This is a genomic window from Lactobacillus colini (assembly GCF_017874575.1).
Classification (GTDB): Bacteria; Bacillota; Bacilli; order Lactobacillales; family Lactobacillaceae; genus Lactobacillus; species Lactobacillus colini.
Genome location: NZ_JAGGLU010000008.1, coordinates 24,773 through 50,845, shown reverse-complemented (window position 1 = coordinate 50,845; position 26,073 = coordinate 24,773). Strand labels below are relative to the sequence as shown.

24 protein-coding genes, 1 pseudogene, 1 riboswitch and 1 other annotated feature are annotated in these 26,073 nt (G+C 34.6%); of the genes and pseudogenes, 14 read left to right on the top strand and 11 right to left on the bottom strand.

All coding sequences use genetic code 11. From position 1 onward, the window contains the following. Positions 1 to 17: 17 nt before the first annotated feature. The 4 genes from J2Z60_RS07440 to J2Z60_RS07425 all read right to left on the bottom strand — a co-directional run bounded on the left by J2Z60_RS07440 (position 18) and on the right by J2Z60_RS07425 (position 5,805). A complete protein-coding gene (locus J2Z60_RS07440) occupies positions 18 to 1,082 on the bottom strand; it encodes a BMP family lipoprotein (protein ID WP_209687067.1) in 1,065 nt (354 codons plus the stop codon). Between the two features lie 90 nt (positions 1,083 to 1,172). Continuing rightward, positions 1,173 to 2,111: a phosphate/phosphite/phosphonate ABC transporter substrate-binding protein gene (locus tag J2Z60_RS07435; RefSeq protein WP_209687066.1), complete on the bottom strand. Its 939-nt coding sequence runs from the start codon at positions 2,109 to 2,111 to the stop codon at positions 1,173 to 1,175. 209 nt (positions 2,112 to 2,320) lie between these two features. After that, positions 2,321 to 4,657: an ABC transporter ATP-binding protein/permease gene (locus tag J2Z60_RS07430; RefSeq protein WP_209687065.1), complete on the bottom strand. Its 2,337-nt coding sequence runs from the start codon at positions 4,655 to 4,657 to the stop codon at positions 2,321 to 2,323. A 50-nt stretch (positions 4,658 to 4,707) separates the two neighbouring features. Further along, positions 4,708 to 5,805 (bottom strand): YdcF family protein, encoded by a 1,098-nt coding sequence (locus J2Z60_RS07425; RefSeq protein WP_209687064.1) that lies wholly within the window; start codon positions 5,803 to 5,805, stop codon positions 4,708 to 4,710. Positions 5,806 to 5,880: 75 nt separating this feature from the next. On the opposite strand from J2Z60_RS07425, the gene J2Z60_RS07420 reads away from it, so the two are divergent. From J2Z60_RS07420 to crcB, 3 genes are all read left to right on the top strand, one after another. Next, the gene (locus tag J2Z60_RS07420; protein ID WP_209687063.1) at positions 5,881 to 6,534 is read left to right on the top strand and encodes a type II CAAX endopeptidase family protein; all 654 of its coding nucleotides are present in this window, start codon (positions 5,881 to 5,883) and stop codon (positions 6,532 to 6,534) included. A 55-nt stretch (positions 6,535 to 6,589) separates the two neighbouring features. Further along, a riboswitch (Fluoride riboswitch) is annotated at positions 6,590 to 6,650 on the top strand. 59 nt (positions 6,651 to 6,709) lie between these two features. Beyond that, positions 6,710 to 7,099, top strand: coding sequence for a fluoride efflux transporter FluC (locus tag J2Z60_RS07415; RefSeq protein WP_209687062.1), 390 nt, complete (start codon positions 6,710 to 6,712; stop codon positions 7,097 to 7,099). After that, positions 7,099 to 7,461 (top strand): fluoride efflux transporter CrcB, encoded by a 363-nt coding sequence (gene crcB, locus J2Z60_RS07410; protein WP_209687112.1) that lies wholly within the window; start codon positions 7,099 to 7,101, stop codon positions 7,459 to 7,461. The genes J2Z60_RS07415 and crcB overlap by 1 nt, the downstream gene beginning before the upstream one ends. 3 nt (positions 7,462 to 7,464) lie before the next feature. Here crcB and J2Z60_RS07405 read toward each other — a convergent pair whose 3' ends face one another. Then, a complete protein-coding gene (locus J2Z60_RS07405) occupies positions 7,465 to 8,316 on the bottom strand; it encodes an Rgg/GadR/MutR family transcriptional regulator (RefSeq protein ID WP_209687061.1) in 852 nt (283 codons plus the stop codon). A gap of 107 nt (positions 8,317 to 8,423) precedes the next feature. On the opposite strand from J2Z60_RS07405, the gene J2Z60_RS07400 reads away from it, so the two are divergent. From J2Z60_RS07400 to J2Z60_RS07390, 3 genes are all read left to right on the top strand, one after another. Next, positions 8,424 to 9,995 carry an ATP-binding cassette domain-containing protein gene (locus J2Z60_RS07400; RefSeq protein ID WP_209687060.1) on the top strand — a complete coding sequence of 524 codons (1,572 nt, stop codon included), beginning with the start codon at positions 8,424 to 8,426 and terminating at the stop codon, positions 9,993 to 9,995. Between the two features lie 166 nt (positions 9,996 to 10,161). Next, the gene (locus J2Z60_RS07395; protein WP_209687059.1) at positions 10,162 to 10,908 is read left to right on the top strand and encodes an ABC transporter ATP-binding protein; all 747 of its coding nucleotides are present in this window, start codon (positions 10,162 to 10,164) and stop codon (positions 10,906 to 10,908) included. Positions 10,909 to 10,925: 17 nt separating this feature from the next. Beyond that, positions 10,926 to 12,770 (top strand): FtsX-like permease family protein, encoded by a 1,845-nt coding sequence (locus J2Z60_RS07390; RefSeq protein ID WP_209687058.1) that lies wholly within the window; start codon positions 10,926 to 10,928, stop codon positions 12,768 to 12,770. Positions 12,771 to 12,823: 53 nt separating this feature from the next. On the opposite strand, the gene J2Z60_RS07385 is transcribed toward J2Z60_RS07390, so the two are convergent. The 4 genes from J2Z60_RS07385 to J2Z60_RS07370 form a co-directional block, all read right to left on the bottom strand. Then, entirely contained in the window at positions 12,824 to 13,981 is a 1,158-nt protein-coding gene (locus tag J2Z60_RS07385; protein ID WP_209687057.1) for a cation:proton antiporter, read from the bottom strand. A 46-nt stretch (positions 13,982 to 14,027) separates the two neighbouring features. Then, positions 14,028 to 14,079, bottom strand: a sequence feature (sodium ion sensor (DUF1646 type); this cis-regulatory element may regulate processes involved in with the transportation of sodium ions). Between the two features lie 62 nt (positions 14,080 to 14,141). Beyond that, positions 14,142 to 16,016, bottom strand: coding sequence for a heavy metal translocating P-type ATPase (locus tag J2Z60_RS07380; protein ID WP_209687056.1), 1,875 nt, complete (start codon positions 16,014 to 16,016; stop codon positions 14,142 to 14,144). A 72-nt stretch (positions 16,017 to 16,088) separates the two neighbouring features. Then, positions 16,089 to 16,565, bottom strand: a complete 477-nt coding sequence (gene cbpB / locus J2Z60_RS07375) for a cyclic-di-AMP-binding protein CbpB (protein WP_209687055.1) — start codon at positions 16,563 to 16,565, stop codon at positions 16,089 to 16,091. 327 nt (positions 16,566 to 16,892) lie between these two features. Then, positions 16,893 to 17,762 carry an NAD(P)-dependent oxidoreductase gene (locus J2Z60_RS07370; protein WP_209687054.1) on the bottom strand — a complete coding sequence of 290 codons (870 nt, stop codon included), beginning with the start codon at positions 17,760 to 17,762 and terminating at the stop codon, positions 16,893 to 16,895. 137 nt (positions 17,763 to 17,899) lie between these two features. Here J2Z60_RS07370 and J2Z60_RS07365 point away from each other — a divergent pair, with 137 nt between their 5' ends. The 6 genes from J2Z60_RS07365 (at position 17,900) to J2Z60_RS07340 (ending at position 23,085) form a co-directional block, all read left to right on the top strand. Continuing rightward, positions 17,900 to 18,361: a hypothetical protein gene (locus tag J2Z60_RS07365; protein WP_209687053.1), complete on the top strand. Its 462-nt coding sequence runs from the start codon at positions 17,900 to 17,902 to the stop codon at positions 18,359 to 18,361. A 21-nt stretch (positions 18,362 to 18,382) separates the two neighbouring features. Next, entirely contained in the window at positions 18,383 to 19,183 is an 801-nt protein-coding gene (locus J2Z60_RS07360; protein ID WP_209687052.1) for an AAC(3) family N-acetyltransferase, read from the top strand. A 69-nt stretch (positions 19,184 to 19,252) separates the two neighbouring features. After that, positions 19,253 to 19,447 (top strand): hypothetical protein, encoded by a 195-nt coding sequence (locus J2Z60_RS07355; protein ID WP_209687051.1) that lies wholly within the window; start codon positions 19,253 to 19,255, stop codon positions 19,445 to 19,447. 515 nt (positions 19,448 to 19,962) lie between these two features. Then, complete coding sequence (locus tag J2Z60_RS07350; RefSeq protein WP_209687050.1) at positions 19,963 to 20,805, top strand: AraC family transcriptional regulator; 843 nt, start codon at positions 19,963 to 19,965, stop codon at positions 20,803 to 20,805. 88 nt (positions 20,806 to 20,893) lie between these two features. Continuing rightward, entirely contained in the window at positions 20,894 to 22,102 is a 1,209-nt protein-coding gene (locus tag J2Z60_RS07345) for an MFS transporter (protein ID WP_209687049.1), read from the top strand. An 11-nt stretch (positions 22,103 to 22,113) separates the two neighbouring features. After that, positions 22,114 to 23,085 (top strand): alpha/beta hydrolase, encoded by a 972-nt coding sequence (locus tag J2Z60_RS07340; protein WP_245328753.1) that lies wholly within the window; start codon positions 22,114 to 22,116, stop codon positions 23,083 to 23,085. Positions 23,086 to 23,222: 137 nt separating this feature from the next. On the opposite strand, the gene J2Z60_RS07335 is transcribed toward J2Z60_RS07340, so the two are convergent. Then, positions 23,223 to 23,408: a hypothetical protein gene (locus tag J2Z60_RS07335; RefSeq protein WP_209687048.1), complete on the bottom strand. Its 186-nt coding sequence runs from the start codon at positions 23,406 to 23,408 to the stop codon at positions 23,223 to 23,225. A gap of 74 nt (positions 23,409 to 23,482) precedes the next feature. Between J2Z60_RS07335 and J2Z60_RS07325 the strand changes: the two are divergent. Next, positions 23,483 to 23,886: pseudogene (locus tag J2Z60_RS07325) on the top strand (transposase). Positions 23,887 to 23,911: 25 nt separating this feature from the next. Here J2Z60_RS07325 and J2Z60_RS07320 read toward each other — a convergent pair. Beyond that, complete coding sequence (locus J2Z60_RS07320; RefSeq protein WP_425352233.1) at positions 23,912 to 25,039, bottom strand: SLAP domain-containing protein; 1,128 nt, start codon at positions 25,037 to 25,039, stop codon at positions 23,912 to 23,914. Positions 25,040 to 25,224: 185 nt separating this feature from the next. Here J2Z60_RS07320 and J2Z60_RS07315 point away from each other — a divergent pair, with 185 nt between their 5' ends. Continuing rightward, positions 25,225 to 26,073, top strand: a complete 849-nt coding sequence (locus J2Z60_RS07315; RefSeq protein WP_209687110.1) for a PRD domain-containing protein — start codon at positions 25,225 to 25,227, stop codon at positions 26,071 to 26,073.

The window sequence follows — 26,073 nt, the reverse complement described above, 5'->3', positions numbered from 1 at the left end:
CTAGTCCTTTTAGATAGTTATTTTATTTTGAGCTTGCCATCTAAGATATCTTGGCGGGCTTTTTGTGCTGCTATCCAGGTATTGTAGGGAATATTGCTAGTCTGAACGATACCAACCCCATTATTTTTTAGGGTGTAAGTTAGGGTTTTATTTTGAGGAAACTTATTTTGGTAGCTCTTAGTAGCAATTTCTTTAATTGCTAAACCGATATTATTAGTAACTGATGTTAGGGTAAAGTTGGATTTTTGACCGCCTTTAGCATAGTAGTTACCTTGACTTGTTTGGTCTGCGTCAACACCGATGACCCAGACTTTTTTGTTGACAGGATTAGCTTGATTAATTGTCTTGGCAGCAGTAAATACACCATTGCCAGTGTCTCCGGCAGCAGCGAAGATAATATCGGCTTTTTTGCGATACATTTCCTGGGCAATAGTTTGTCCAATCTTGGGATTAGAGAATGTTTTAGCATTTTGAGCTAAGATTTTAATTTTAGTATTATCTTTTTTAGCTTGAAATTGAATACCTTGGCTAAAGCCACGTTCGAACTTAGCTGAGCCTTGACTAGTGCCACCAATAAAGCCAATCACCTTAGATTTTGTGGTTTTTGCGGCAATAATACCTGCTAAATAAGCGGCTTCTTGGCTAGCAAATTTGATATTAGCAATATTCTTTTGACCAGTGAGGTTGCTATCAACGATTGCAAAGTTAGTCTTGGGGTAGAGTTTAGCATTATCCTTAATAGCATTTTGGAGGGAATTACCCAAGCCAATGACTAAGTGGAAGTTTTTTTGTGCAGCTTGGTCTACTAGACTATAAATTTCGCTACTATAGTTAGGTGAAAAGATTGCATAGCCGTTCTTGCTTTTTTCAAGGTTATGATTGCGTGCATATGATGTCAGTCCACTAATAGCTGCTGCATTATAGGGGTTAGACTTTGGATCTGAGGCATCAGTAACTAGAGCTACACTGGGACTAGCGTGATGGCTGTGAGTGCTATGATGTCTTGTAGAACAACTGGAGATAAGTATTGTGCAAGTGACAATTAAAATACTAGCAATTAATTTAAAGAAGTTATGTTTCATGTTAAAGATCCTTATTACTTTTTATTATAGTATATAATTTTTGCACAAAAAATGGACAGGAAAACCTGTCCATTGGCAATTGACTGCAAGTTATTTAGAGTCGGTTGCTTTTTTAGCAATTTTTTCGTATTCACGAACAATATTAAAGTTAGAATCTTTAGAATCAGTGTAGCCATAGTGAGAATAGATATTCTCTAAGATCTGCTTTCCTTTCTTAGATTTAGCAATATTCTTAAAGGCTTGTGCGAGCTTTTTTCTGAATTTAGGGGACATATCGCTACGGACTGAGATTGTATCATTAGGAATATAGTTGGTGAAATAGATTGGCACAACCTGAGTCATGACCTTAGGTTCATCCTTAGCTGCTAGAGGGCGGGCATCTGAAAAGATGAATGCTGCATCGACATCTCCATTATAAACAGAAAGGACGGCTTGGTCATGACCCTTAACATTGACTAACTTACATTCTTTAGGTACATTTAGGCCCTTTTTATATAGCTCTGCAATCGGGTAAACGTAACCAGAAGTTGAAGTAGGATCTTGGATGGCGATCTTTTTACCTTTTAAATCTCTCCAAGATTTAATTTTAGAGCCTTTTTTAACTACTATTTCAGCCCGATATTTATTCATCAGGGTCTTATTAGGTAGACCGCTAGGTTCATTGTAGCCATAACGTTGAGCTTGAAGTAAAACGTCGGCAACCTTGCGCTTGTGGGCAACAACATAGGCATCAGGTGGCAAGAAGCCAACATCAATTTTTTTGGATGCCATTGCTTCAATTAAGGCTGAGTTATCAGTCGATACTGAAACGTGTACTGGGATACCTAGTTGCTTCTTCAATAATCCTTCCAATGGCTTAGCCTTAGCTTCCAGCTTAGAAGCTTGTACGCTAGGGACGAATTGAACAGTTAACTCTTTAGGGGTATAACTTTTCTCCTTATTAGAGCTAGCTTGATTATTAGAACAAGCAGTTACAGTAACGGCTGCTAATAATGCTACCGCGGCTAAAAATATTTTTTTGAGCTTCATTTTATCCTCCGAATATTTTTTTGTAGTGGATGATTAAAGTATAAAATGAAAAATCATAAAATTCAATGTAAAATATTAACAATAACAGATAAAATGTGATACAAAGTACGTAAAAATATCATGTGCTAGACTTTTTAACAGAAATAAATAATAATAAATAGATATTATACGAACAATAAAAAAGATGTGCGTATAAGCACATCTCGTTTTTATTCACTTCTCAGAGCAATTGCGGCATCTTTTTTAGCAGCGATTCGGGCTGGAATATGGCCACCGAGGAGGGTAAGAATTGTAGAAATAATGATTAAAGCTAGTGCGTGGGTCGGGTTCAACTGAGCAACATTTGTCATGTCAGTTATGTAATACAGAACCGAATTGATAGGGAAGGTGAGCAAGTAGGCGATCAAGATTCCTAAGGCTCCCGAAAAGACACCCAAGATAAAGGTTTCGGCATCAAATACACGCGTGATGTCACGTTTTCTAGCACCGAGGGCCTTGAGGATACCGATTTCCTTGGTTCTTTCAAGCACAGAGGTGTAGGTCAAGATACCAATCATAATCATAGAAGTAATTAATGAAATTGCTGCAAAGGCAACTAAAACATCGGTAATACCGCTAAGTAATCCACCGGTCAGCTTGGTTACAGTACCTGACATATCAGTGTAGACAATTTTATCTTTTTTAGCTTTGCCCTTATTCCACTTGTCTAAGTAGTTTAGAACCTTATCTTTAGAGTTAAATGAGTTGGGGTAGATTAGGATTGTGTTAGGGATGCTTGAGCCGCCGATGCTGGCAATGAATTGCGCTTTTTCAGTTTCATTCATTGCTTGATTGGTCATAACATTAGTAGAACTCTTCTTTTGCGCTTTGACAATGTTAGAGTTTTTATTTTCTTTGATGACTGCTTCACTTAAGGCATCGCTATAGGCAATACTATTATCTAGCAAGGCCATTTGTGAATTATTCTTGCTGCGGATAACTCCGGTTAAGGTAATTGTGCGGCCCTTGTTATATAGAGACTTAGTCAACTTATTTGGCACGAAGTTGCCAGTAGGGAGCTGTTGGTAGTAATCATTATTAGAAATTAACTTGAAGGTCTTGCCAACTAATTTCTTGAAGTTGATCTTTTCACCATCTTTGATATCTAAGCCAAGGTTTTTAAGTGAGTTTAGGTTGGCTTCATTCTTATTGTTTAAGACTAGGACTACATCGTTTTTAGAACTTGGCCAATTACCAGAGAGCAGTTGATAATTATTCTTTAAAAAGGATCCCTTACTTTGATCTAAGCTAGTAGGAAAGACGCTTGAATTGATCCCAACACTAGCCATTCCCTGGCTTTGGGCATTAACTAAGGAACTACCGCTATTATTTAAAGTAGAGAATTGAATCCTCTTAATCTTGCCAGCATTATTTGACAATAAGTTTAACTGGACACTACGAATATAGGAAATATTATTAGCGTAATTTGGGTTAATCTTTTTGATATAGTTAATGTAATTTTGAGTGATTTTGTTTTCGTGGATATTTTTTTCATTATCAGGCTTAGCAGCAATTAAAAAGCCTTTATTTTTAACATTTTTATCGGAATCCTTGCTTCTTTGAGCAGGATCTAAATCTGTTGCAATTGTTGAAATTGAGATTGGAAATTTAGACAAAGTCTTAGTCTGGGTCTGGTCAATTTGCTTTTGAAAGCCATTAGATAAGGCAAGAACAATGGCGATCCCAATAATCCCAATACTAGAAGCAAAAGCTGTTAAAAAAGTCCGCCCCTTCTTAGTCATAATATTAGTAAAGCTAAGCTTTAAGGCATTGAGGTAAGACATTTTAGTCTTGATTAAGTTGAAGCTATCCTTAATGTCTTTATCAGGAGTGAATTTATTGGAGTCGCTAAGAATTTTACCATCTTGGAAGTGGACTGTCCGACTAGCATATTCTTGAGCTAATTCAGGATTATGGGTAACCATGATAACTAGCTTATCCTTGCTCAATTCTTTGATTAGCTTCATAATTTCAACACTAGTCTTAGTATCTAAGGCACCTGTTGGCTCATCGCAGAGTAAGATATCTGGGTCATTGGCTATTGCCCGGGCAATAGCTACTCTTTGCATTTGACCGCCGGATAATTGGTTGGGATTTTTTTGTAGGTGATCACCTAAGCCAACGCGCTTTAGGGCATCAATTGCTTTTTGGTGACGGGTTTTGCTATCAACGCCGGATAAGGTCATACCTAATTCGACATTTTCAATAATTGAAAGATGAGATATTAAATTGTAATTTTGAAAGATAAAACCCACTGTATTGTTACGGTAAGCATCCCAATCGGTCTGTGAAAAGTTTTTGGTTGATTTGCCATTGATGATAATGTCACCACTATCATATTGATCAAGGCCACCAATTACATTTAACATGGTTGTCTTACCGGACCCACTTGGTCCTAAAATAGCGACAAACTCGTGATTGCGGAAGTTGATTGACACATCATCTAATGCATGTGTAACGGTGTCGCCTACTTGGTATGTTTTCATTAAGTGCTTAAGCTGTAGCATGGGAGTCTCCTTTAATAGTTCTGGATATGATTAATTGTACGTTATTTGATCTAGCCTAGTCCAATGGCAAGCGCACGTAAGATAAAGATTATAGCAATTATTGCTATGATGAAGAAGTGGCGCTTCTTGCGCATCATAAAGACGCCAGCGAATTCTCTGATTGTTGCATTAGGCAGGTAATATAGTCTAGTAGTCGAACCAACGCCGTTGGCATGTAAGTGGGCTTTTTTAGCATAAAGGGCGGCTCTGAAGAGGTGGTAATTATTAGTAAAGAACTTAGCCTTAAACTTTTTACTGCCGTAGTTTTTGAGGGCGACTTCTTTAGAAAGGAGCATGTTCTCGTAAGTATTGCGTGACTGATCTTCTAATAAGATATTCTCTTGGGGTATACCACGCTTAATCGCATAATCTTTCATTGCTTGGGCTTCTGAGATTTGCTCGTCGCTGCCCTTGCCACCTGACATGATGAACTTGGGGAACTTTCTCCCTTTATCATATTGCTTATAAGCAAAAGCAATTGCTCGGTCAATTCTAGCTCCTAGAAGGCGTGATACCTTCTTGCCATCAATTAAGCCAGCGCCTAGTACGATTAGGTAATCTTCACGGTAGCGTCGGGGAATAAATTGATAAAGTATTAGGTTGATTAGGAAGTTGTACATTATTAGGCACAGATAAAGAATAATAGCGAATGCCCCGTCAACTAAAGCATCAAACCAATCAGGGAAGTAGTAAAGTATTCCTAACCGTAACGCTATCCACAGGCAGACTAAGGCAATGCCGATAATTAAGCTAAGCAGGTTAGGCAGAGTATGGCTCTCATACTTCCAGACAAAATAAGCATTCCATAAAAAGAAAATCCAAGAAAAGATAATCGCAAAAAAGATAATGATGAAAATTCCGATTGCCATTAGTCCAAATAGCCAATTCATCAAGGTATTATGTTGGGTGAATATTAGATAGCCGAACCATAATACAAATGATAAAAAAAGCCCAGTAAATAACAGTCCATTGATCGAATTCCTAGGCTCAACAATCCAAAAGAATAAAAAGATTATTAAACAAGCAAATAACAGCGCAGTTAATGAACTTAGACGCCGGTTATTTAGGTAGTTAAATATTTTAATAGTATAAAAAATAATTGTATGCATGATTATTGTTCCTTATCCTAGTTATTAATTATAATGAAGTAATTAACAGTTTTTAATAAAATGTGGGTGATTTATTTGAAAAGATTTTTACAAGTGATTGGTAATGTTGCAATTATGATCTTGTCTTTTGCAGGATATATGTACTTACAGCAATTTTACGTTTTACCACAAAAAGAGAGAATCAACTTTGGAATCGGAGCAACAATTGTACTAGTAACTGTGATAATAATTGGTTTAATAAGTTGGGCATATAAGTATCAATTGCGCCAAGAAAATGACTGGTTTTTCAATTCTAAGCCACATTGGGATTGGAAGCGGGGCTTGATTGCTGTCGGGATGTTCTTTTTAATTTTAGTAATGCAGATTATCTTTATTAACTTATTTGGCGGTGCTTCATCAGAGAACCAGAAGGCCCTTGACCAGGTGCAAATGCATTCGAATGCAATTTTTAACTTGTTATTGGTTATTGTAGCGCCGATTTGTGAAGAGCTTATTTTTAGGGGGATGTTTTTTAATACATTCTTTCCTGAAGAGAATTCCTGGAGCCAACTACTTGGTGTAATAACTAGTGGGCTTGTCTTTGCTTGGTGTCATGACCCATTCTTTTCAAAATATATTTTTGTCTATTGGATGTTAGGCAGTATTCTTGCTTGGACTTATGTTTGGACCAAGGATCTGCGTTATTCTATCTTAGCCCATATGTTAAATAATTTAATGGGATTATTATAGAAATAAACAATCTACCTTGCATTAAGGCGGGGATTGAAGTATATTTAACATTGTCATATGAATAGGTGATGACGTTCACCTTTAATCGAGTAAAATCTAATGACGTCTACTATTATTGCAAGAGTACTGCACCTAAATAGTAGACGTTTTTATTTTGCTTTTTTGAGGAGGAAAAATGTCAGATAAATTAAAAAATTATCTTAGTGTTGGCTTCTTTGCCTTTTTTGGTGGGATGTTGCGTTGCTACTTTAATTTAATATGGTCAAGTAACGGAACCTTATTGGTTAATATTTTGGGTTGCTTTTTGTTAGCTGGTTTAACTAATTTTTTTATTGAATTTAGAGAAGGACGTGAATGGCTAGCAACGGGTCTGTCAACTGGATTTGTAGGTGCATTTACGACTTTTTCATCGTTTCAATTAGATACACTTAAGCAATTGCAAACTAACGCTTCCAATTCAGCATTAATTTATTTCTTTACTTCGATAATTTTAGGATTTTTATTTGCTTATGTTGGAATGATTGTCGGCAAGAGTTTAGGTAAGAAGTTGGCAGGTGAAGCATGATGATTAATACAGTAATTACAGCTGGTATTGGTGCAATTTTTGGTGCAGTGGGACGGTATTTTTTGACGAATTACGGTAAAAAACATTTTGGAACGAAATTTCCTTATGCGACATTATTTATCAATTTAACTGGAGCTTTATTATTAGGGTTAGTTTTTGGGTTAAGATTATCTAGCTTTGTTTATGCGTTAATAGGGACAGGCGTTTTAGGTGGATATACAACTTTTTCAACAATGAATGTTGAATTACTAACCCTTTGGAATAATAAAAAATATCTTAGCTTCTGCTGCTACTTTTTAAGTTCTTACTTGGGAGGCTTAATCTTAGTATTTATCGGCTTGGGTCTGGGGAAAGCTTTATAAGTTCTATAATTTATAGGCTTTGGATAGATCTTCAAAGATATTAACACAGGTTTTGGCAGCTTGAAGGCAGTTCATTTCTTTTAGATTATTAATGATTGTTAAGGCAGGGGTGGGGTTATTAGTTTCTAGATAGATGATTGTCTTTTCTAAAAAGTTAAAAATTAAAGGAAAGAATGTCATGTATTGTGGCAAGTCAATCTGATGGATTGATTTGAGCAACTTTTTTGCTCTGACGAAATCATGGCTAAATAAAAGTTTGATTACTGCATCTCCTAAACCACCCAGCGCTACTTGTAAGTCATATGTTGTATTTGCTTCTTTAATATGGTCAAGGTCGTGGATGATATTCATCCCTAAGCCATAGATCATCCTGGGTTCTAATAATAAGACACAACTACCAAATAAGCTAAGGTAGTATTCACTCCAAATTTTGACTTTAGAAAAATTACTTGCTAGTCTTTTTTGATCAAGAGCTGGCAGGTAATTTTTTCTTTCGATCGCATATAGGGCATTACATAAGCTAGCAGCAATAAATAAATCAAACTTGTTCTTAGTTTGATGATAGATCTTGAGCTGTTTTTTGGTAATTCTCTTAATAAAGGGAACGTCGTTAGAATTTAAGGCATGCCATACATCTTGATTAATCTCTGGTTTAGGGGCAAAGTTAGACCATCCCATAAATTCATGGCTAGTAACATGGATTCTTTCTAATAGTTTAATCGCTGTCGTAAAGTCAATCTCTGTTTGATCATTTTCCCAGCGTGATAATTTAGATTCAGAACAGATTCCCTGGCAAGCTTGCTTTTGGGTGATTTCTTGCATTTGGCGTAATTGTTTAAACTCGTGACCGTACATAATTATTACCTCAATTAATTCAACTTGCAAATTTGCAAGTATTTTTAATTTAGTATAAATCTCATGACATAATGATGACAACAATTAATTGAAGGAGTGGATAAAAAATGCTGTACAAGTATTCCAATAAGGCTAAGTTTGTCATGATGGTTGTTGTTGGCTTAGTAGTTAATTTACAGAATATTTTAATTGCTTACATGGTTCAGACTTTAACTAATATTGCTACTAAGAGAAGCTGGGGTAATTTAAATAATTTTTTCTTAATTATTGGCAGCGGGTTTTGCGTAATTTTATTAGCGGGCTTAATTTTTAATCGCTTAAAGACTAGTATTATTCAAGAAGTTAATACTTATTTAAGAATGAAGATTTTTAGTGGGATGATTAATCAAACTAAGGAAGAGAATGAGACGAGTTTAGGCTTTTTGACTAATGATTTTAAGCTGTTAGAAACAAATCGCTTTGATGCCCAAATTGAAATCATTATGCAGGTCTTTAGTCTAGTATTCGCCTTATCTTATGCCTTAAGTGTTAATTTGCTGATTACGATTTTATTCTTAGTTGGTTCATTTATACCAATGATAATTTCTGGTATTTTTCAAAAGAAGATTCAATTAACTTCTCAAAAATGGACTGCCGCTAATAGCAAATATGTTAACCAGAGTAAGAACTTTATTGCAGGAAGTGAAACCCTACAGCTCTACCATGGTCTAGCTAGCGCAACGATGAAGAATAAGCAGAAGGTAGACTTATTAGAATTAAGTTTAAGGAAGATGAATTTAGTTAGTCTAGATACTAATACATGGATTAATTTCATTGCTCCAGTAACTACCTTTTTGTTCCCATTTATCTTCGGTATATATTTAGTAGTTAAGGGGCAAACGCAATTAGGTGCTTTATTTGCTATAGTGCAATTAGCTAATTCATTCGTGAATCCAATTCTGATTATCCTAGAGGATAAAAACCAACTATCAACTACTAAGAAGATCGTTGAAAGGGTCAACCGATTCATTAAGTTAGACTCATCTCAATCAATAGCTAAACATGAGCAATTTAATAAATTAAGTTTAAGAGGTCTAACCTTGGAGAGACAAGGTACTAGCCTAGTTGAAAAGCTTGATTTTTCAATTTTTAAAGGTGATAAGCTGGCAGTTATTGGACCTTCTGGTTCTGGCAAATCGACACTTTTGCAATATTTACTAACTGGTAAATATGGTCAGGCACAGTCAATTAAGATGGATGAGCAGGAATTGCAAGCAGGGAAGTTTAAGGATCTATTTGCTTATGCAAGTCAAAGTCCAGTAATTTTTGCCGATAGCTTATGGTTTAATCTGACTTTAGGCAAGGATATTTCCCGGGAAAATGTAGTTAATGTCTGCCATAATCTGGGATTAGATTCAGTTATTAAGGAAAAAGGCTTTGACTACCAATTAGGTGATAATGCAGATCAATTATCTGGTGGTCAGTTAGCTAGAATTGAATTAGCGCGTGCTATTTTAGCAAATCGTCCAATATTATTACTTGATGAAATTAACGCTTCATTAGATCAAAAGACAGCTAACCAAATTCATAATTATTTATTGAAATCAGATTTAACATTTTTAGAAGTAATTCATCATTATGAAAAAGATGAGCTGCGAGCTTATGATCAAGTAATTAATTTAGAAAATTATTTACATTAGCACCATCAACTTAATAGCTATATTTTAAGAAAACAATACTGATAGGTTAGTTTTTTAACTATTTAAGAATCAGTATTGTTTTTATTTTTGAAAAAAAGTTTATTAATAAATAATAATAGTGTATTATATAAATAGAACAGTAAAACGATTTTATGGAGGCAGTAAAATGACTGAAATTTTAAAGGTATCTGCCGTTACTAAGACATATGGCAAAAAGAATGAAAAACAATACCAAGCTCTAAAAGGAATAGATTTTTCTATTGAAAGTGGAGAGTTTGTAGCAATTATGGGAGCATCTGGCTCTGGTAAGACTACTTTATTAAATATTATTTCAACTTTAGATAAGCCAACAACAGGTACGGTCATGATTAATGGTCGTGATATTAGTAATTTGAATGCAAATGAAATGGCTGATTTTCGTAGTAAAGAAATTGGCTTCATCTTTCAAGATTTCAATTTACTAGAAAACTTAACTAACCGAGAAAACATCTCCTTACCATTAAATTTATGTGGGGTTTCTGCTTCAAAGATTGATCCACTTGTAGATAAAATAGCTAAAAAATTAGGAATTGTAGATATTTTAGCTAAATATCCTGCTGAAATTTCTGGAGGACAAAAGCAACGTATAGCTGCGGCTAGGGCACTTGTCCATGATCCCGCTATTTTGCTTGCTGATGAACCGACTGGTGCATTAGATTCTAAAGCTGCAACGAGCTTACTAGAAACAATGAAGGATTTAAATGAGAATGATAAAGTTTCAATTTTAATGGTTACTCATGATCCTTATTCAGCCTCTTATGTTCAAAAGATTCTCTTTATTAAAGATGGAAAAATTGGCAAACAACTAGTTCGTGGTCAAAAGAGTCGAGAGGAATTCTATCAAGAAATTATTAATGAATTAGGTAGACGTTAATAAGAAAGGATACAAAAATGTTGTGGAAGCTTTCTTTTACAGGTCTAAAAAGTCGCTTTAAAGACTATGTTGTTCTGTTTTCAGGATTAACTTTAGCTAGTGCAATTTTCTACATGTTTATGACTATTGCACTTAATCCTGCTTTTTTAAAGGGATCACTTAGTATTGCATTTGTAATTACTAAATTAGTCTTTGCATTAGGGATTGTGCTGTTAGGAATTATTAGCCTAGTTTACATAACCTATGCTAATAGTTTTTTATTAAGTATGAGAAAAAAAGACTATGGCGTTTATATGATGCTGGGCGCACGTAATAGTAAAATCGGGAAGTTAATCTTTTCAGAAACTCTTATTATTGGCTTCTTGGCATCAGTTTTAGGAATTGTAATTGGTATCTTTGTAACTCAGATAGTTTCGCAAATATTGGTTAGTCAATTAGGATTGCAGATACATAAGTATTTAGGTTTTTATTTGCCAGCTATTTTTTGGACTTTAGTATTTTTTATAGTTTTGTTCTTATTGGCAGCAATTTGGAATCGCCATAAATTAATTAAGACTAGTGTATTAGACCTAATAAATGAAGACCAAAAGCCGGTTAAGTTACACCATAATAAAGTATGGAAGATTATTGAAGCTATCATGGGTATTGCCTTGCTAGCTGTTGGTTACTGGGCAATGGCTGATTATGGTGACTTGAAGACTAAGTCATTATGGATTGGCTTCTTCACAATTGTGATTGGATCTTACTTTACCTTTGACTCATTCTTTACTAGTTTGGTTATCTTGTTAAGAAGCAATAAGAAATTTAAGTCAAAGAAGCTGCGTTCATTTACTCTAGGACAGTTGCAGTTTAGGCTAACAGATTATACTAAATTATTATCAGTAATCTCATTGCTATTCGCTTTAGCTTTAGGTGCGATTACGGTGGGGTTGAATTTCAATAACTTAGTTGATTCATCTTTAAAGTCATCTTATTATGACGTGATGTTGTATAATCCTACTAAGTCTGATGCTAATCTCAAACATGTATCTGTTCGTAATAAGACGACTATTGACTATAAGATCAAGATTGCTCAGGATAAAAAGACACCTATTGTATATGTAAATAAGCAAAGTATCGCTAATAGTCAACTCAAGTACCAACATATGTCGCAAAAGAAGAATCGGACATCTTGGTCAACTAAGACAATTACAGTCAAGAGCTTGAAAAATCCTGATTCTGAAGCAAGTTATCAATTATTAGGCTTATTGGCTCCATTTCCAACTGCTAAATTAAAGCTAGTTTCAGAGCAAACATATCAAGCACTAAAATCTAAAAATATTAAGTTGGAATTGTTAGAAGTCAACAACTTTAGACAGAATTTCAATAATATTGAAAAATTACAAAACGCTTCTAACAAGCGAATGGTTGCAGACCTTGATAAATATGGCATGGACTTTTCGATTTCATTTAATAACTTCAAGGCTGACCAGTATAGATTAGTTTCATCAGTTGCTTCTGGATTTGAATTTATGGGATTCTTCTTAGGGATTGCCTTTTTAGCAATGCTTGCTTCAACTTTAATGTTTAAGGTATTGAGTGGGGCAGCAAGTGACAAGATTCGTTATAAGATGTTGTGGAAGATTGGTGCCAGAATGTCTATCCTTAAAGCCTCAATTAGACATGAAATTGCAGCCTTATTCGTCTTACCAGCAAGCTTAGGCGTAGTAGATGTATTATTTGGATTGCAATTCTTCAAGAGTTTATTAGAGGATCCATATGATAAGATTTGGATACCATTTACGATCTTCTTTGCTCTCTACTTACTCTATTACTTGATTACGGTGAAGTTATATCAAGATATTGTTTTGAAAAAAGATTAAAAAAGGTTCATACCCTAATGGTTAAGAGGGTATGAGCCTTTTTGCACGTTCAACTATGCGGCATCTTGCTTCTTAATATAGAAGTTCAAGATAAATGGCGATAAAACAGTTGTAACAATAATTACTAAAATTAAGCTTGAGTATATATCTTGTGGAAACAGGTGATGAGAAATGCCGATCTGGGCGACAATCAAGGCAACTTCACCACGTGATACCATGCCGGCACCGACAATACTACCTTCAATAGGAGTAAAGCCGAAGATTTCACTAGAATACTTACCAGCCCAGTATTTAGATAATAATGCCAGAATTGTCATCGCTATGATAAACCAGATGTCTTTAATAAAGCTAGCAAAGGTCATTGATAGTCCAATATCTGCAAAAAATACCGGAATAAAAATAGAATAGCCAATTGCTGATACTGAAGAGTTAACTTCCTTGTATTGTGGGGTTTGTCTAATAGCTAAACCGCCAAAGAAAGCACCAACAACAGCACTTAAGCCAACGAAGTCTGCTGCCCATGCCATTGTTAAAGCTAATACTAAAGAGCCAATAACTACAGCATAGTTAACTTCGATCTTTTCAGCAAGCTTCATGAAATATGGAGCAACAAACTTGTAGATTGCCCAGACAACTACAAAGTAGATAGCTTCAATTAGAATATTTAAGAAGAAGTTGTTAGTTAAGCCACTCTTGCCACCTTCATGGCTAAAGGTAGTGAACAAGCTTAAGACAATAACAGCTAGAATGTCATCAACTACCGCTGCCCCTAAGATAGCCGTACCGGCACGACTGTGAAGCTTGTTAGCATCCTTTAAGACTTCAACAGAGATTGAAACACTAGTTGCCGCAAAAACAATCCCAATAAATAAAGATTCAAGCGGCTTCATGCCAAAGCCCCAGCTTGCCAGTCCCATAAAGATTACCGGCAAGATGACACCAATACCTGCCACAGTAAAACTAAGCTTGAAGTACTTCTTGAGTAGGTCAAGATCACTTTCAAGACCAGCTAAGAACATTAACAAGATAACTCCAAACTCAGAAAACAAGGAAATTGTTTCACCAGGATGAACCCAACTTAGAATTGCCGGGCCTAAAATAATTCCTGAAAGCAATTGTCCGATTACAGGTGGAAGGTTGAAGCGTGCGAATAACTGTCCTAATAAGGTAGTGACAATTAAAATTAAAATTAGCTCTCCTAAAAAATGCATATAAAACCTGCCTTTCATTTTTAAATAAAGAAAAAAACTTCCAAGAACTTATTGACCCAAATAAGCAATTCTTGAAAGTTTTTATTAAAAACCCAACCACATAAGATTATTTAACTGAATTTTAGTTTAACTAAAATTTTAAGTTAGTGCAAATTAAAATTTATTTAGATAAACCAGTTTGGTCTGGCTTAGTTGGCTTAGTCTTAGCAAGTAGGGCAAGTAAGATAGTTGTTAAGTCAACAGCTTCTTGTAAAATAGCTCCCCAGAAAGCAGGAATAATACCTGTAAAGGCAACTAATTCAATTAAGATAACCACACAGATAGCTGTGATAATATCAATATGAGCTACTTTCATTGTGTGCTTAGAAATAGCTACAGCATCATTAACCTTAGAAAGGTCGTTGACCATAATAACCATATCAGCACTCTCACTAGCAGCAGTAGCACCTTGAGCACCCATTGCAATACCAACATCGGCTGCCATTAGGCTAGGTGCATCATTGACACCATCACCGACCATTGCAACAGGACGAAGATCAGGGGTAACGTTTTTGATTGCTTTGATTTTTTGATCAGGAAGTAAATCTGCATGTACTTCGGATTTATTAATGCCAGCGCTTTGGGCAATCTTTTCAGCAACATCTTCATGGTCACCAGTAAGCATCATGATCTGTTTTACTCCTTGGCGACGAAGGCGGGCAATAGTTGTCTTAGTTTCAGGCCGAATTTGATCTTTGAAGGTAATATAACCAGCAAACTTATTATTGATAGCAATGTAAATTGCAGTTGAATTTACATTTAGTTTAGGATGATTTGGATCAACGAAGCTTAACTTACCAACTTTGATTTCGTCATCATCTACTTGGCCGGTAACACCTTCACCGGTAGTTTCTTTAATATTAGAAACGTTTAGAAGTAGTGATTTAGGAGTATTGTTAACCAGTGAAGTTGCAATGATATGGCTAGATTGTTGTTCAACACTTGCAGCTAATCCTTGAAGTCTGTCTTTGCTTAAAGAATCATCAGCTGGAATAATTTCATCAATGACTAGTTGATTTTTGGTTAAAGTACCAGTCTTATCAAAAGCAAAAGTTAAAATATTAGCGAGCTTTTCTAGCGTTGTACCAGATTTAACAATGATATGGTTACGTGACATTGAACTCATACCAGACACCATTGCAACAGGAGCGGCAATTAATAGTGGACATGGTGAAGCTACAACCATAACTTGAGCAAAACGCATAAAGTGTTCTTGCCAGCCAAGACCTGGTTGCATAACTGCTGAAGTAATCCAAGCGGCAATACCTATTACCAGGGAAATAATGGTGAATGGTACAGCATAACGGTCGGCCATCTTAACGAACTTAGCAGGTTTAGCCTGAGATGACTTAACTAGGGCAACGATAGACTGATATTCAGAGTCTTTAGCTAAAGTAGTAACTTTCATCTCAACTGAACTATCACCGTTTAATGAACCAGACATTAATTTATCGCCAATAGTCTTATCGACAGGAACAGATTCACCAGTTAAAGATGATTGGTCAAAGCTAGATGATCCTTTAGTGATTTCACCATCGACAGGTACTTGGTTGCCGGGCTTAATTAAGACTGTATCACCGATTTTTAAATCGTCTACTTTAACATCTTCAACATTACCGTTGACTAACTTGTGAGCGATGCGGGGAGTGTTTTGCAATAATGCGCGTAGTTCCCGATCGGCTTGCCCAGTCGCATAATCTTCCAAGGATTCACCACCGGTGAACATAATTAAGATCATCCAAGCTGCCCAGTAGTCACCAACAAGCATTGTTGAGACAATGGCTATGATTGCTAGAATATCAACACCCCAATTACCTTCCTTAATTGTCTGTAACATTTCTATGAGCATTGAAATAGCCATAAAAATACCAAATAGATCAATTAAGATTTCTGAAACAGGTAAAGAAAGGATGGCAGGCTTACCACATAAGAAATCAAGAATTAAACCAATGATTCCAAGTGCAATAACGGTAAGAAATTTCCATTGACGTATCATTTTGTACTTTCCTCCGAAATTAACAATTTTAAACAATTTATAGTGCCATTACATTATATATCAACTTTGAAATTATTTATCTTTTTTAGGAGAAATGTCATAAAATTCTTCAATATTATGAGTAACATAATTAAAAGCCTTGATCCATTCGCGGCGTGTGAGTAATCCTTGAAAAATGCCACTATCATTAACTACGGGTATAAAAGCATTATCAACCAACAAGTGAAGCTGAGTTTCAAAGTCAGTTTGAGCAAAATTAATCGTAGGAAAGTCAGTTTGCATAACATCTTTGACAACTAATTCTGATAGGGGATCGATACTAATGTCATCAGGTTTGAGCATCTTATCTGTAATCATTGCCAAGCTTATTAAACCAGTAACGTGCTGCTTACTGTCTAAAACCGGAATTTTCGCATATTTCATCTTGGTTAGAATTAAGAACGCATGGTAAAGGGGATTAATTTCTTCTACGAATGCGATGTGGGATGCAGGAATAATGAAGCTTCCTGACTTTTTTTCAATAAGTCGTTGGATAGAATTTGAAAACATGATTAACCTCTTACTATTTATATTAAACGCTTTCCTTATCTTTAATCATAACAGAAAAAAGACCTACGCTGGGAAGAACGTAGGTCTCATAGTATGGGATAAATTGTGGTCAGTTATAGCAACTGACAAATTATGTTCAATCTACTTGGAGGAGTAAGAATGAAAATAAAAAAGTTGGATGTTAATGCTAAATAGCTTTTGGGTTATCCCCATCTGCTACGATTTATATAATAGATGGAAATTGTGAAGAAAATGTGACGTTTTTTCATAGAAAGTATAAATTTATTGTTTATCCAGAGAAAAAATTATTATCTTAAAAATTTTCAACTAAGCATCATGCCACCACAATTTAATTAAAGCCTGTGTACCATCATTGCCCAAGCCATTGTCATCGACCAATTCCTCATATAAGCGTTTAGCTAATCTGGTCCCTGGTAAGTCAAGATTCATCTCATCTGCTTCATCAAGTGCAATTCTGAGATCTTTTAAGAAGTGCTTAGCAAAAAAGCCAGGTGTAAAATCATGTTTTAATATTCTTGGACCGTAACTGCCAAGGCTAAAGTTTTCAGCTGAGCCACCTTGGACTGCTTTTAGAATTTGTTCTAGATTTAGATGAGCTGCTTTAGCATAGACTAGCATTTCAACCATTCCTGTCATGGTGCCAGCAATCATAATTTGGTTGGCCATCTTAGCATGTTGACCGCTGCCGTAATCACCAAAGTAGTTGACTACCTTGCTGAAGCTAGCGAAGATGTCAGCTATTTGCTCATAGTCTGACTTTTTGCCACCGACAAAGACGGTCAAGGTACCGTTCTTGGCCCCAATATCCCCACCTGATACAGGTGCGTCTAGGATATGGACGCCTTTTTCTTCACCAACGTGGCCAATCTTTTTAGCTAAAGACGGCTTACTAGTGGTCATATCAATTAAAAATTGCCCAGCATGTGCGGTTTTAAATAAGCCGTTTTTGCCGAAGTAAACTTCCTCTACATCTGCAGGAAAGCCTACCATCGTAAAGATTAAATTAGCTTCTTGTGCTAGTTGGGCAGGACTATCGATCCAAGAAGCACCAGCATCAATAGCTTCTTGAGCATGATTCTTAGTTCTGTTAAAGACCATGACTTCATGATTATGCTTGAGTAGATTCTTGATGACACCTGTCCCCATAACGCCTGTTCCGATAAAACCAATCTTCATTATGTGCACGTCCTTTCTGGTAGATAGCGCTTACTTATTATATTATCATAATAGGAAGAAACTTGTTTAGAAGAATTTGGCACTAAGAAAGATTTTGAAATGCTTACTATAGTAAGTGTAAGAGATAGGATAAAAATATGAAAAAGAAAAAATACAAGCAAATTGAAAGAAAAGATAGTCAATCTATTATTAGGGCATTTATTTTACTAAATTTATTATTATTGGGTTTCGTTCTTTTGTATGGATTATCTTTTTTTGAAGCAAAATTACCAGCTAACGGCGTGATAATGGTTATAATGATAGTAACAATTTTTTATTTATGTCTAGATTTCTATATTTCTGGGACTTTACTGCCAGAAGTCAAGACCATATCTGACATGAAGAAAAAGATTATCCAAATAGGAGAAGGCTTAATAGGAGTTAATATTACTGGAGTAGTTTTATTTGTGCTAAATAATCCTGTTACTATCCTATCTGTTAGCCAGCTTATAGCTGTACTTATTGTTGCAGATGTTGCATTAATATTGTTATCTACTGTACTTTTGTATGTTTGGGTAAAAGTAATAAATAGTATAAAAGCTGGTAATCATAGACGTTAAACATAGGAAAAAGTAGAAAAAATGTCAGAAAAACCAATTGAAAAAATCGTTACACCAGAAGAATTAAAACATATTCTAGAAAATAACCTTAGTTCAACAGATAGTTGTATTGTTCACACTGCCTTAAGTTCATTTGGCTATCTCATCGGTGGAGAGAAAACTATTGTAGATACCTTAAAAAGCGTTCTAAAAGATGGAACTATTATGATGATAGCGCAGACTGCCGACCTATCTGATCCAGTTGAATGGATGTATCCGCCAATGATTGAGTCACTTCAAGAGAAGGCCTTTAATTCTATGCCTCCATATGATAAGAGTACGCCTATTCATTATATTGGCGTTACACCTGAATATTTCCGTACCTCAAGGGATGTATATAGGAATAATCATCCTCTATACTCAGTCTGTGTTTGGGGTAAAGATGCCAGGGAGATTTGTCGGGATAGGTCATACGATATGCCATATGGATCTAAGGGGACGCTACAAGATATGTATGATAGAGATGCAAAGATTGTAATGCTAGGGACAGATTACGAAAGCTGTACTGCTCTACATTTAGCAGAGTCAACTATCGGTCGTGAAACCATTTATGAACGTGCACCAGTTAAGATGGATGATGGTACTACCCAAATAATTAAATTTGTTAATGTTGATCTAGATAAGTATGACGACATTAATGAATTTGGAAATTATTTTGAGAGTAAGTTTACTAATGAAGTTAAAAAGATAGAAATCCCTAACGGAACTATAACTATAGTTCCAATGAGAAAGTTAGTTGATGAAGCCAGAGAGTATTGGAAAGAAAAAGATAAAAAACAATAACTATAGGAAGCCTGTTTACTACTTAAGTGTGGTAGATGGCTTTTTATTTTGAATGTAGAGGTCCATCAAATGACTATTGGAGAAGCATTGATAAGTTATACTAATGATCAAACGGCAGCTAATATAACATCGCAGGCTACATATTCAAAAGTTATTAATAATAAACAACATCTTACTAGTGAATTATTAGCAAAATTATTGTTTTATCGCGACATTGATATTAATAGCTTCTATGAAAGATTAAAAAAGCACTTACATGCCTAGAAAAAGTAGAAATCTAGTTGTTATTACAGAAGGTAGTTAACATGAATGATAAACAAAAACGAATTCTATTTATACTAATTGCTATTCTCATTATAGTATCCAGCTTGTTAAATACATTAACTGGTGGAAACAGCAGTTATAATAAAAACTATGATAATGTCTTAATTCATAACTCACATACTGGCATCCAAACCTTAAAAAGAAGAAGTAGTTTTAGCATTGAGGTCAAGAGAAGATACAATGAAATGAGACGAAGCCACTCTAGGTAAATTTTAGTACTCTATTGTGTATTGATTTGCTTAGCAGTTTAGGTGAAATAATAAAAAAATAGCATTATCATTTTCAAAAAATAGAATAGTTTTCTCGAAGTGAGACAATAAATTTAGTTTGAAAATAAAAGTAAAACTGTAAAACGTTTTGTACTGGTATTTATTCGACATGAGATAATTTTCTGAATTTACTTTAGAAAATGGAAGATAATAAAACTTTGACAAATTACTAACTGGAGTTAACTAATGAAATTTGAATCAATAATTCCAAAAAACAGAAATGTTCCTTATAAATGTCAAATATTAACAGACAATTATGATCATTTAACGCCATCTTGGCATGATACATATGAAATATTTTATTTAATTAATGGAACTGCTATTTTACAAGTTGAAGGTGCTTCGTTTGAATTGAAAACTGGAAATCTAGTAACCATTAATCCATATGAATCACATTCTATAATTAGAATTATGGGTGAACTATTGGTAATCTCTTTTCCTTTGTTTTATTTAAAAAATGCTGGTATAGAGAAACTAGAATATAGGATTCAGAGATCTATAGATATTAGTAGAGAAGATGAGTTGTCTCTTAAGGAAGCTCTAAATTATATTTCTGCCAATATCAATAAACTTGAAAATGTATCGGTTAAGACAACCTATGTTGGATTAGGCTATGTATTGATAGGTCAGTTAATATCAAAATATTCTTATAAAATAGATTTAGTACAATTAAATTCATTATCTAGAAGATTCGATTACATAAAAGTGGCTTTAGACTATATTCAAACTCATTATGCAGAAGAAATAAATATTGCGACTTTGTCTAGTCTATTAAATCTTTCATCAAGTTATTTTAGTCATATTTTTAAAAGTACTACGGGTGAGACGCCAGTGGCTAATATTGAAAAAGTAAGATTAGCACATGCTAAGCAGTTAATTTTAGAGACTAATTTAGAAATGTGGCAAATTGCTAATAAAACAGGTTTTGCTAGCCTAAAAGCAATGAATAGGGCTTTCAAAAAATATTATGATACAACAGCTTATCAATGGAAAAAGCAAAAAATAAAAGCAGGATTTGACCTTTTTTAGACAAAATAATTATATTTTTAATTTGTGAAACCCCTTACAATTAGTTGCGAAAGTTAAGAAAAGTACTAATCGTGAGGAGGAATTTATCATGAGTAGCAATGCCAAAAGCGAGAAAATATCGTTTAAAGCAGCACTGATATCATCCACATTTTTGATACCAGGTGTGTCTGCAACAAATGCACTTTTACCCAATTTGCAACACTCATTTCCAACTGTAGCTAAGCCGTTGTTGCAGTCTTTTATATCATTGCCGGCATTACCACAGTTTATATTTCTACTGCTAGCACCGCTGTTTACTAGAGCAATTGGAAAAAGAAACACGATTTTGCTGGGAACTGGATTGTGGACTATATCTGGTATATTACCGATAGTTTTGAATGATTTCTATGCAATTTTAGCATCTAGATTAATTTTAGGAGCTAGTCTAGGTCTAATTCAACCAATCGGAACAGCCATGATTTCTGATTACTATTCAGGTAATGCTAAGAATACAATGTTGGGTATTCAAAGTTCAGTAATAGGGATTGCTGGGTCAATTTTTACCTACATAATTGGCGCATTGATTGCTGATAATTGGAAGCATGCTTTCTATATTTATTTAGTAGGTATCTTAGTCTTTTTTGTAACATGGTTAATTATTCCTAACAAAAGAGATACAAGTAATGTCCCAAGTGATAACAAAGATCATTCTAGTGGTAGAGGTCGATTAGGTAAAGATATTATCTGGTGGATCTGTTTAACTTTATTCTTTAATCTGGCTCAAGGCGGAGTGGGATTTGAGTTTAATTTAGCGGTAGTAGAGCAGAATGTTTCTGATGCAACAGGTGCTGCTAACATGATGGTAGTATATTCAATTCTTGGTTTAATTACTGGCTTACTATTTGGACTATACATGAAAGTATTTAGAAATTTAGGTGGCATAGTTGCCGGTAGTCTTTTCTTTTTAGGTAATTTATTAGTAGCAATTACAAGTTCAGTTTTGACCTACTATATTGCTGTTGTCTTATTAGGAGCAGGATTTGGACTTTTTATGCCGTATATGTTTGCATCAGTTAATAAACATACAACTGCCCAAAATTCAGCTCTTGCTACTTCTGCCACTACTGCAGCTGCATCTTTAGGTAATTTTGTTGCACCATATATCTATGCGTTTTTAGCCCAAATTTTTGGTAATAACTCTAGTCACTTTTCGTTCTGGTTTAGTTCAGCATTCGCTTTATTATTAGTGTTAGGCTTAATAGTTTTAAAAGTGACTGATAGGAAAGAAGCAAAGTTAAACATAGTAACTAACTGTTAGGAGTAAATATTATGAATGAAAAACATTTTATGAAAAAAGAAATTTTGGCTAAGATGCCAGCTGATTATGTAGAACCATTAGAAGTATCCTATAATGATTTTCCTGCATCTGATTTAGCTCCTGAAGGAATGAAGGTACTTAATTTAGATTTAAAGAATACTTATCCGCAAACTATTCTAAATGTCGTTTATGCTCATAAAAATAATAAAAACTTACACTTACAAATAATTATTCCGCCTATCAATGAGCAAAATAAAATGTTTCCATTAATTATGTTTGTTCAGGGGTCAGCATTTCATAAACAACCTATTGGTAATCATTTAGCGCATATGGAAGAAATTGCTAAAAGAGGATATGTTGTTGCAATAGTTGAATATCGTTATGCGCCACAGGAGGCGTTTCCAGTTCAAGTAAGAGACTTAAATACAGCTACACGTTATATGCTGGATCATGCACACCAATATCATGTTGATCCTAACAATTATATTGCTTGGGGTGATTCATCAGGTGGTCACACTGTCAGTTTAGCTAGTGCCACTGAAAATAACCAATTTTTTAGCGATGAAGATATAAGTACGCATCCACTGACATTTAGAGCATGTGTTGATTTTTATGGCCCCACAGATATTAGTAGAATGAATAAAGTTCCTTCAACTCAAGATCATGTTACAGCGCATAGTTTAGAAGGTGAGTTCTTTGGCACTCTGGACATATACGAAAATCCTGAGCTTGTACAAAAAGGTAATCCACTGACTTATATTAGTGAAGAATCTCAGATACCGCCGTTTATAATTATGCATGGGAATAAAGATAGGTGCGTGCCGTTTGAACAAAGTTGCATATTGTATGAAGCATTAAAGAAAAACAATAAGATTGTAGATTTTTACAAGATAGAAAATAGTGATCATGCAAGCGATGCGTTTTTCAGCAAAGAGGTATTAGATATTGTTCTTAAATTTGTGAATGGTCATTTAAGAAAATAAGTATAAATTAATTACTGAAAAACAGATGTAGTAAACAAATATGCTAACTTAGTGTTAGGCAGTTATTCGACGGAATATGATACGACCCTAGTCAAGTAGACAATCAAAATATATAAAAATTACTTTTAGTCAACTCATTAATTTGAGTTGACTTTTTGCTTGCGTTTCAATTCTTCCTTGTATTTGATGATTCTTGGATTTAGTGCTATTGGACAAATATTAACAACGCCTTTCATGGCTTCTGCTTTGACTTCTCCTGCTGTCTTACCATGAAATCTAGCTTGGGGATTCTGCTCAATGTAGTACTTAATCGCTGAATGCATTGAATCAACTAATTCATCGTAGTATTTAACGTTGGGGTGGGAAAAAGAGACATTCTAATTTCTTTAACATCACCTTGCTAGCCTTCCATGGAACCATTGTCAATACAGCAGCTCGACTTATAGCAGAATTTGGTGATTTATCATGTTTTAGGTCATCTAATCAGATGTGCACTTTTATTGGAATTGATCCGGTCAATATCAATCGGGGCAAGCAGATAGGCATTTAGGAATATCAAAACATGGCAATGCAGTATTACGAAAAATCTTATATGAGACTATTAATGCTATGATTTCTGTTAAATATACTGTGCCATGTCATATAATCGATTATTGTGAACGAAAAAAGCGACTTTCTCAATCCAATCATGGATATAAGAAAATCGCTATTGCGGCAGTTCATAAACTTATAAGACCGTTATTTGCACTAATTAAAACTAAACAAGTTTATGATTACAAACTTACAGTGAAAACTGAATGAAGTTTATTCCAGTATATTTAAAATATTACTTATTAGAACTTTGGCTTGCTCCATAAACTGCCTTGGCTTCTTCAGCTGTGTTACTTGGTGTTAACTTTGTGCTTTCTTCAATAAATTCCACATCACTAGCCTTTACATAGGAATTCTTTCCAACTTCGATAGTATATTCTTGGTTAGCTGATGTAGTTGTAGCTTCAAAATTGGTACTAACTAGATGATAGAATAACTCGGCTTTTTGTTCACTAGGAACCCAGATGTAAATTAAATTATCTACTCTTAACATTCCGCCCTGTTTACGTATTTTTTGCCCGTTATGGTTTTGGACGGTACCATCGGCATTATAGACATCTACATTCTTTGTGAATTTAATATACGAGTTGTTGTAGTGATAATAATTTTGGACTGGCAATTGCTTAGCCGCTGAAACAGCATTATTATAAATCCAATAATCAGTACCTTTAATATGGTAAATGGCTAATTCATTGTCATCGTCACCATCAGATCCAGTATCTGCGCGTGTACCCTGTTCTAGACAATCAACTACAAACTTTTCGCCTTTCTTTGCATACTTACTAGATGATTGAACGGCATCCTTGCCAGGAACCTCAACGCAAAGAGCTGCGCGTGGGTTAGTTACAGTAACAGTAGTTTCTTCTGAACTTGTAGGCTTAGTGCTTGTTGTCGCATTTGCTGAACTAAAATTTGCATTGCAGCTAGTATTAGTGCTAATTACTGGTCCTAAATTACCAACTTTAACATACTGCTTACGCGGTCCGCCTACTCTATAGTAACGTTTACCATTCTTAAATTTATAAGAACCACCATAAGTGGTAATAGTTTGTGCTTTATAAAGTTTCCATACTCCTTCGGCTTGGGTACCAAGGTAGCCAGTATATGATGTTCTACCATTCGAAGTGCGGTAAATATAAGCATTATGCTTTAATTTTCTTTTTACACCGTCAAGATTGGTAGCCTTAATATATGCACTAGATAACCCACTTGCTTTAAAAGCAGGATCTTCATCAGATACTTTATAATAAAGCGTACCATTCATCTTTACAGGAGTGGCGTCAACCTTCACACTACCATAAGTAATATATTTTAATTTTGTTTTATTGCCATCCTTATCATAAGCGATTGCATTACGCATAATAATTTTATAAACACTTGATTATAGGTGAAAACAGCTATTGCTTTCGCCATTAGAAAGCGCTATCATATAATTATTAAGTGAATATTGGAAGTTGTAACATAGTTTAGTCTATGCACAAGAGCCAAATAATCGATCAGTAATGATGGATTATTTGGCTTTTTCTTTTTTAGGAAGGAGGAGCAATGGTGAAAATAACAAAGATTTTGAATAATGGAGCAGTAGTTACCGAAAATAGTCAACGAAAAGAAATCATTGTTTTAGGTAAAGGTATTGCTTATAACAAAAAAGTTGGAGACTTGATTGACAGTAAGAAAATCTATAAGATTTTTACTCCATTTTCAGGTAAGCAAAAGAAACTATTATTAGATACAATCCATGAAACTGATCCAATATATTTTCAGATTTCACAAAAGATTGTTGATCGTTTGAAGCATGAAGAAAATATTGAGTTAGTAGATAGCGTTTATATTACGCTAACTGATCATCTAGCTACAAGTGTTGAACGTGGTAAAAAAGGGATGTTTTTAGTTAACCAATTTAAGTGGGAATTGAAAAATTACTATTCAAAAGAATATTCTTACGGTTTGTGGGCTTTAAAACTCTTAAAAAATCAGTTTAATATAGACTTTCCAGAAGATGAAGCTTGCTTTATTGCTGTCCATATAATAAGTGGAGAAATGGGGAATGATATTGGCGATTTTCAAAAATCAATAGATTTTATTAAAAGTGTAACCAAGATTGTTAGATACTATTTCAATATTGACATTGACTATCAATCGCTTAGCTATAATCGGTTTGCAGTTCATTTAAAGTTCTTCTGGAAGGGAATGATGTACGATCGAAAATCTAGAAACTTTGGAGATTTGAGCGAAGAAATTCTTAAAGTTATAAAAAATAGTGACATTGAATCGTATCAGTGTGCACTGAAAATAAAAGATTACATAGAAGATAAGTACAACTACAAACTTAACAATGAAGAAATTATGTATCTAGCAATCCATATTAATAAAATTGTTAGTGATAATAGACGTTAG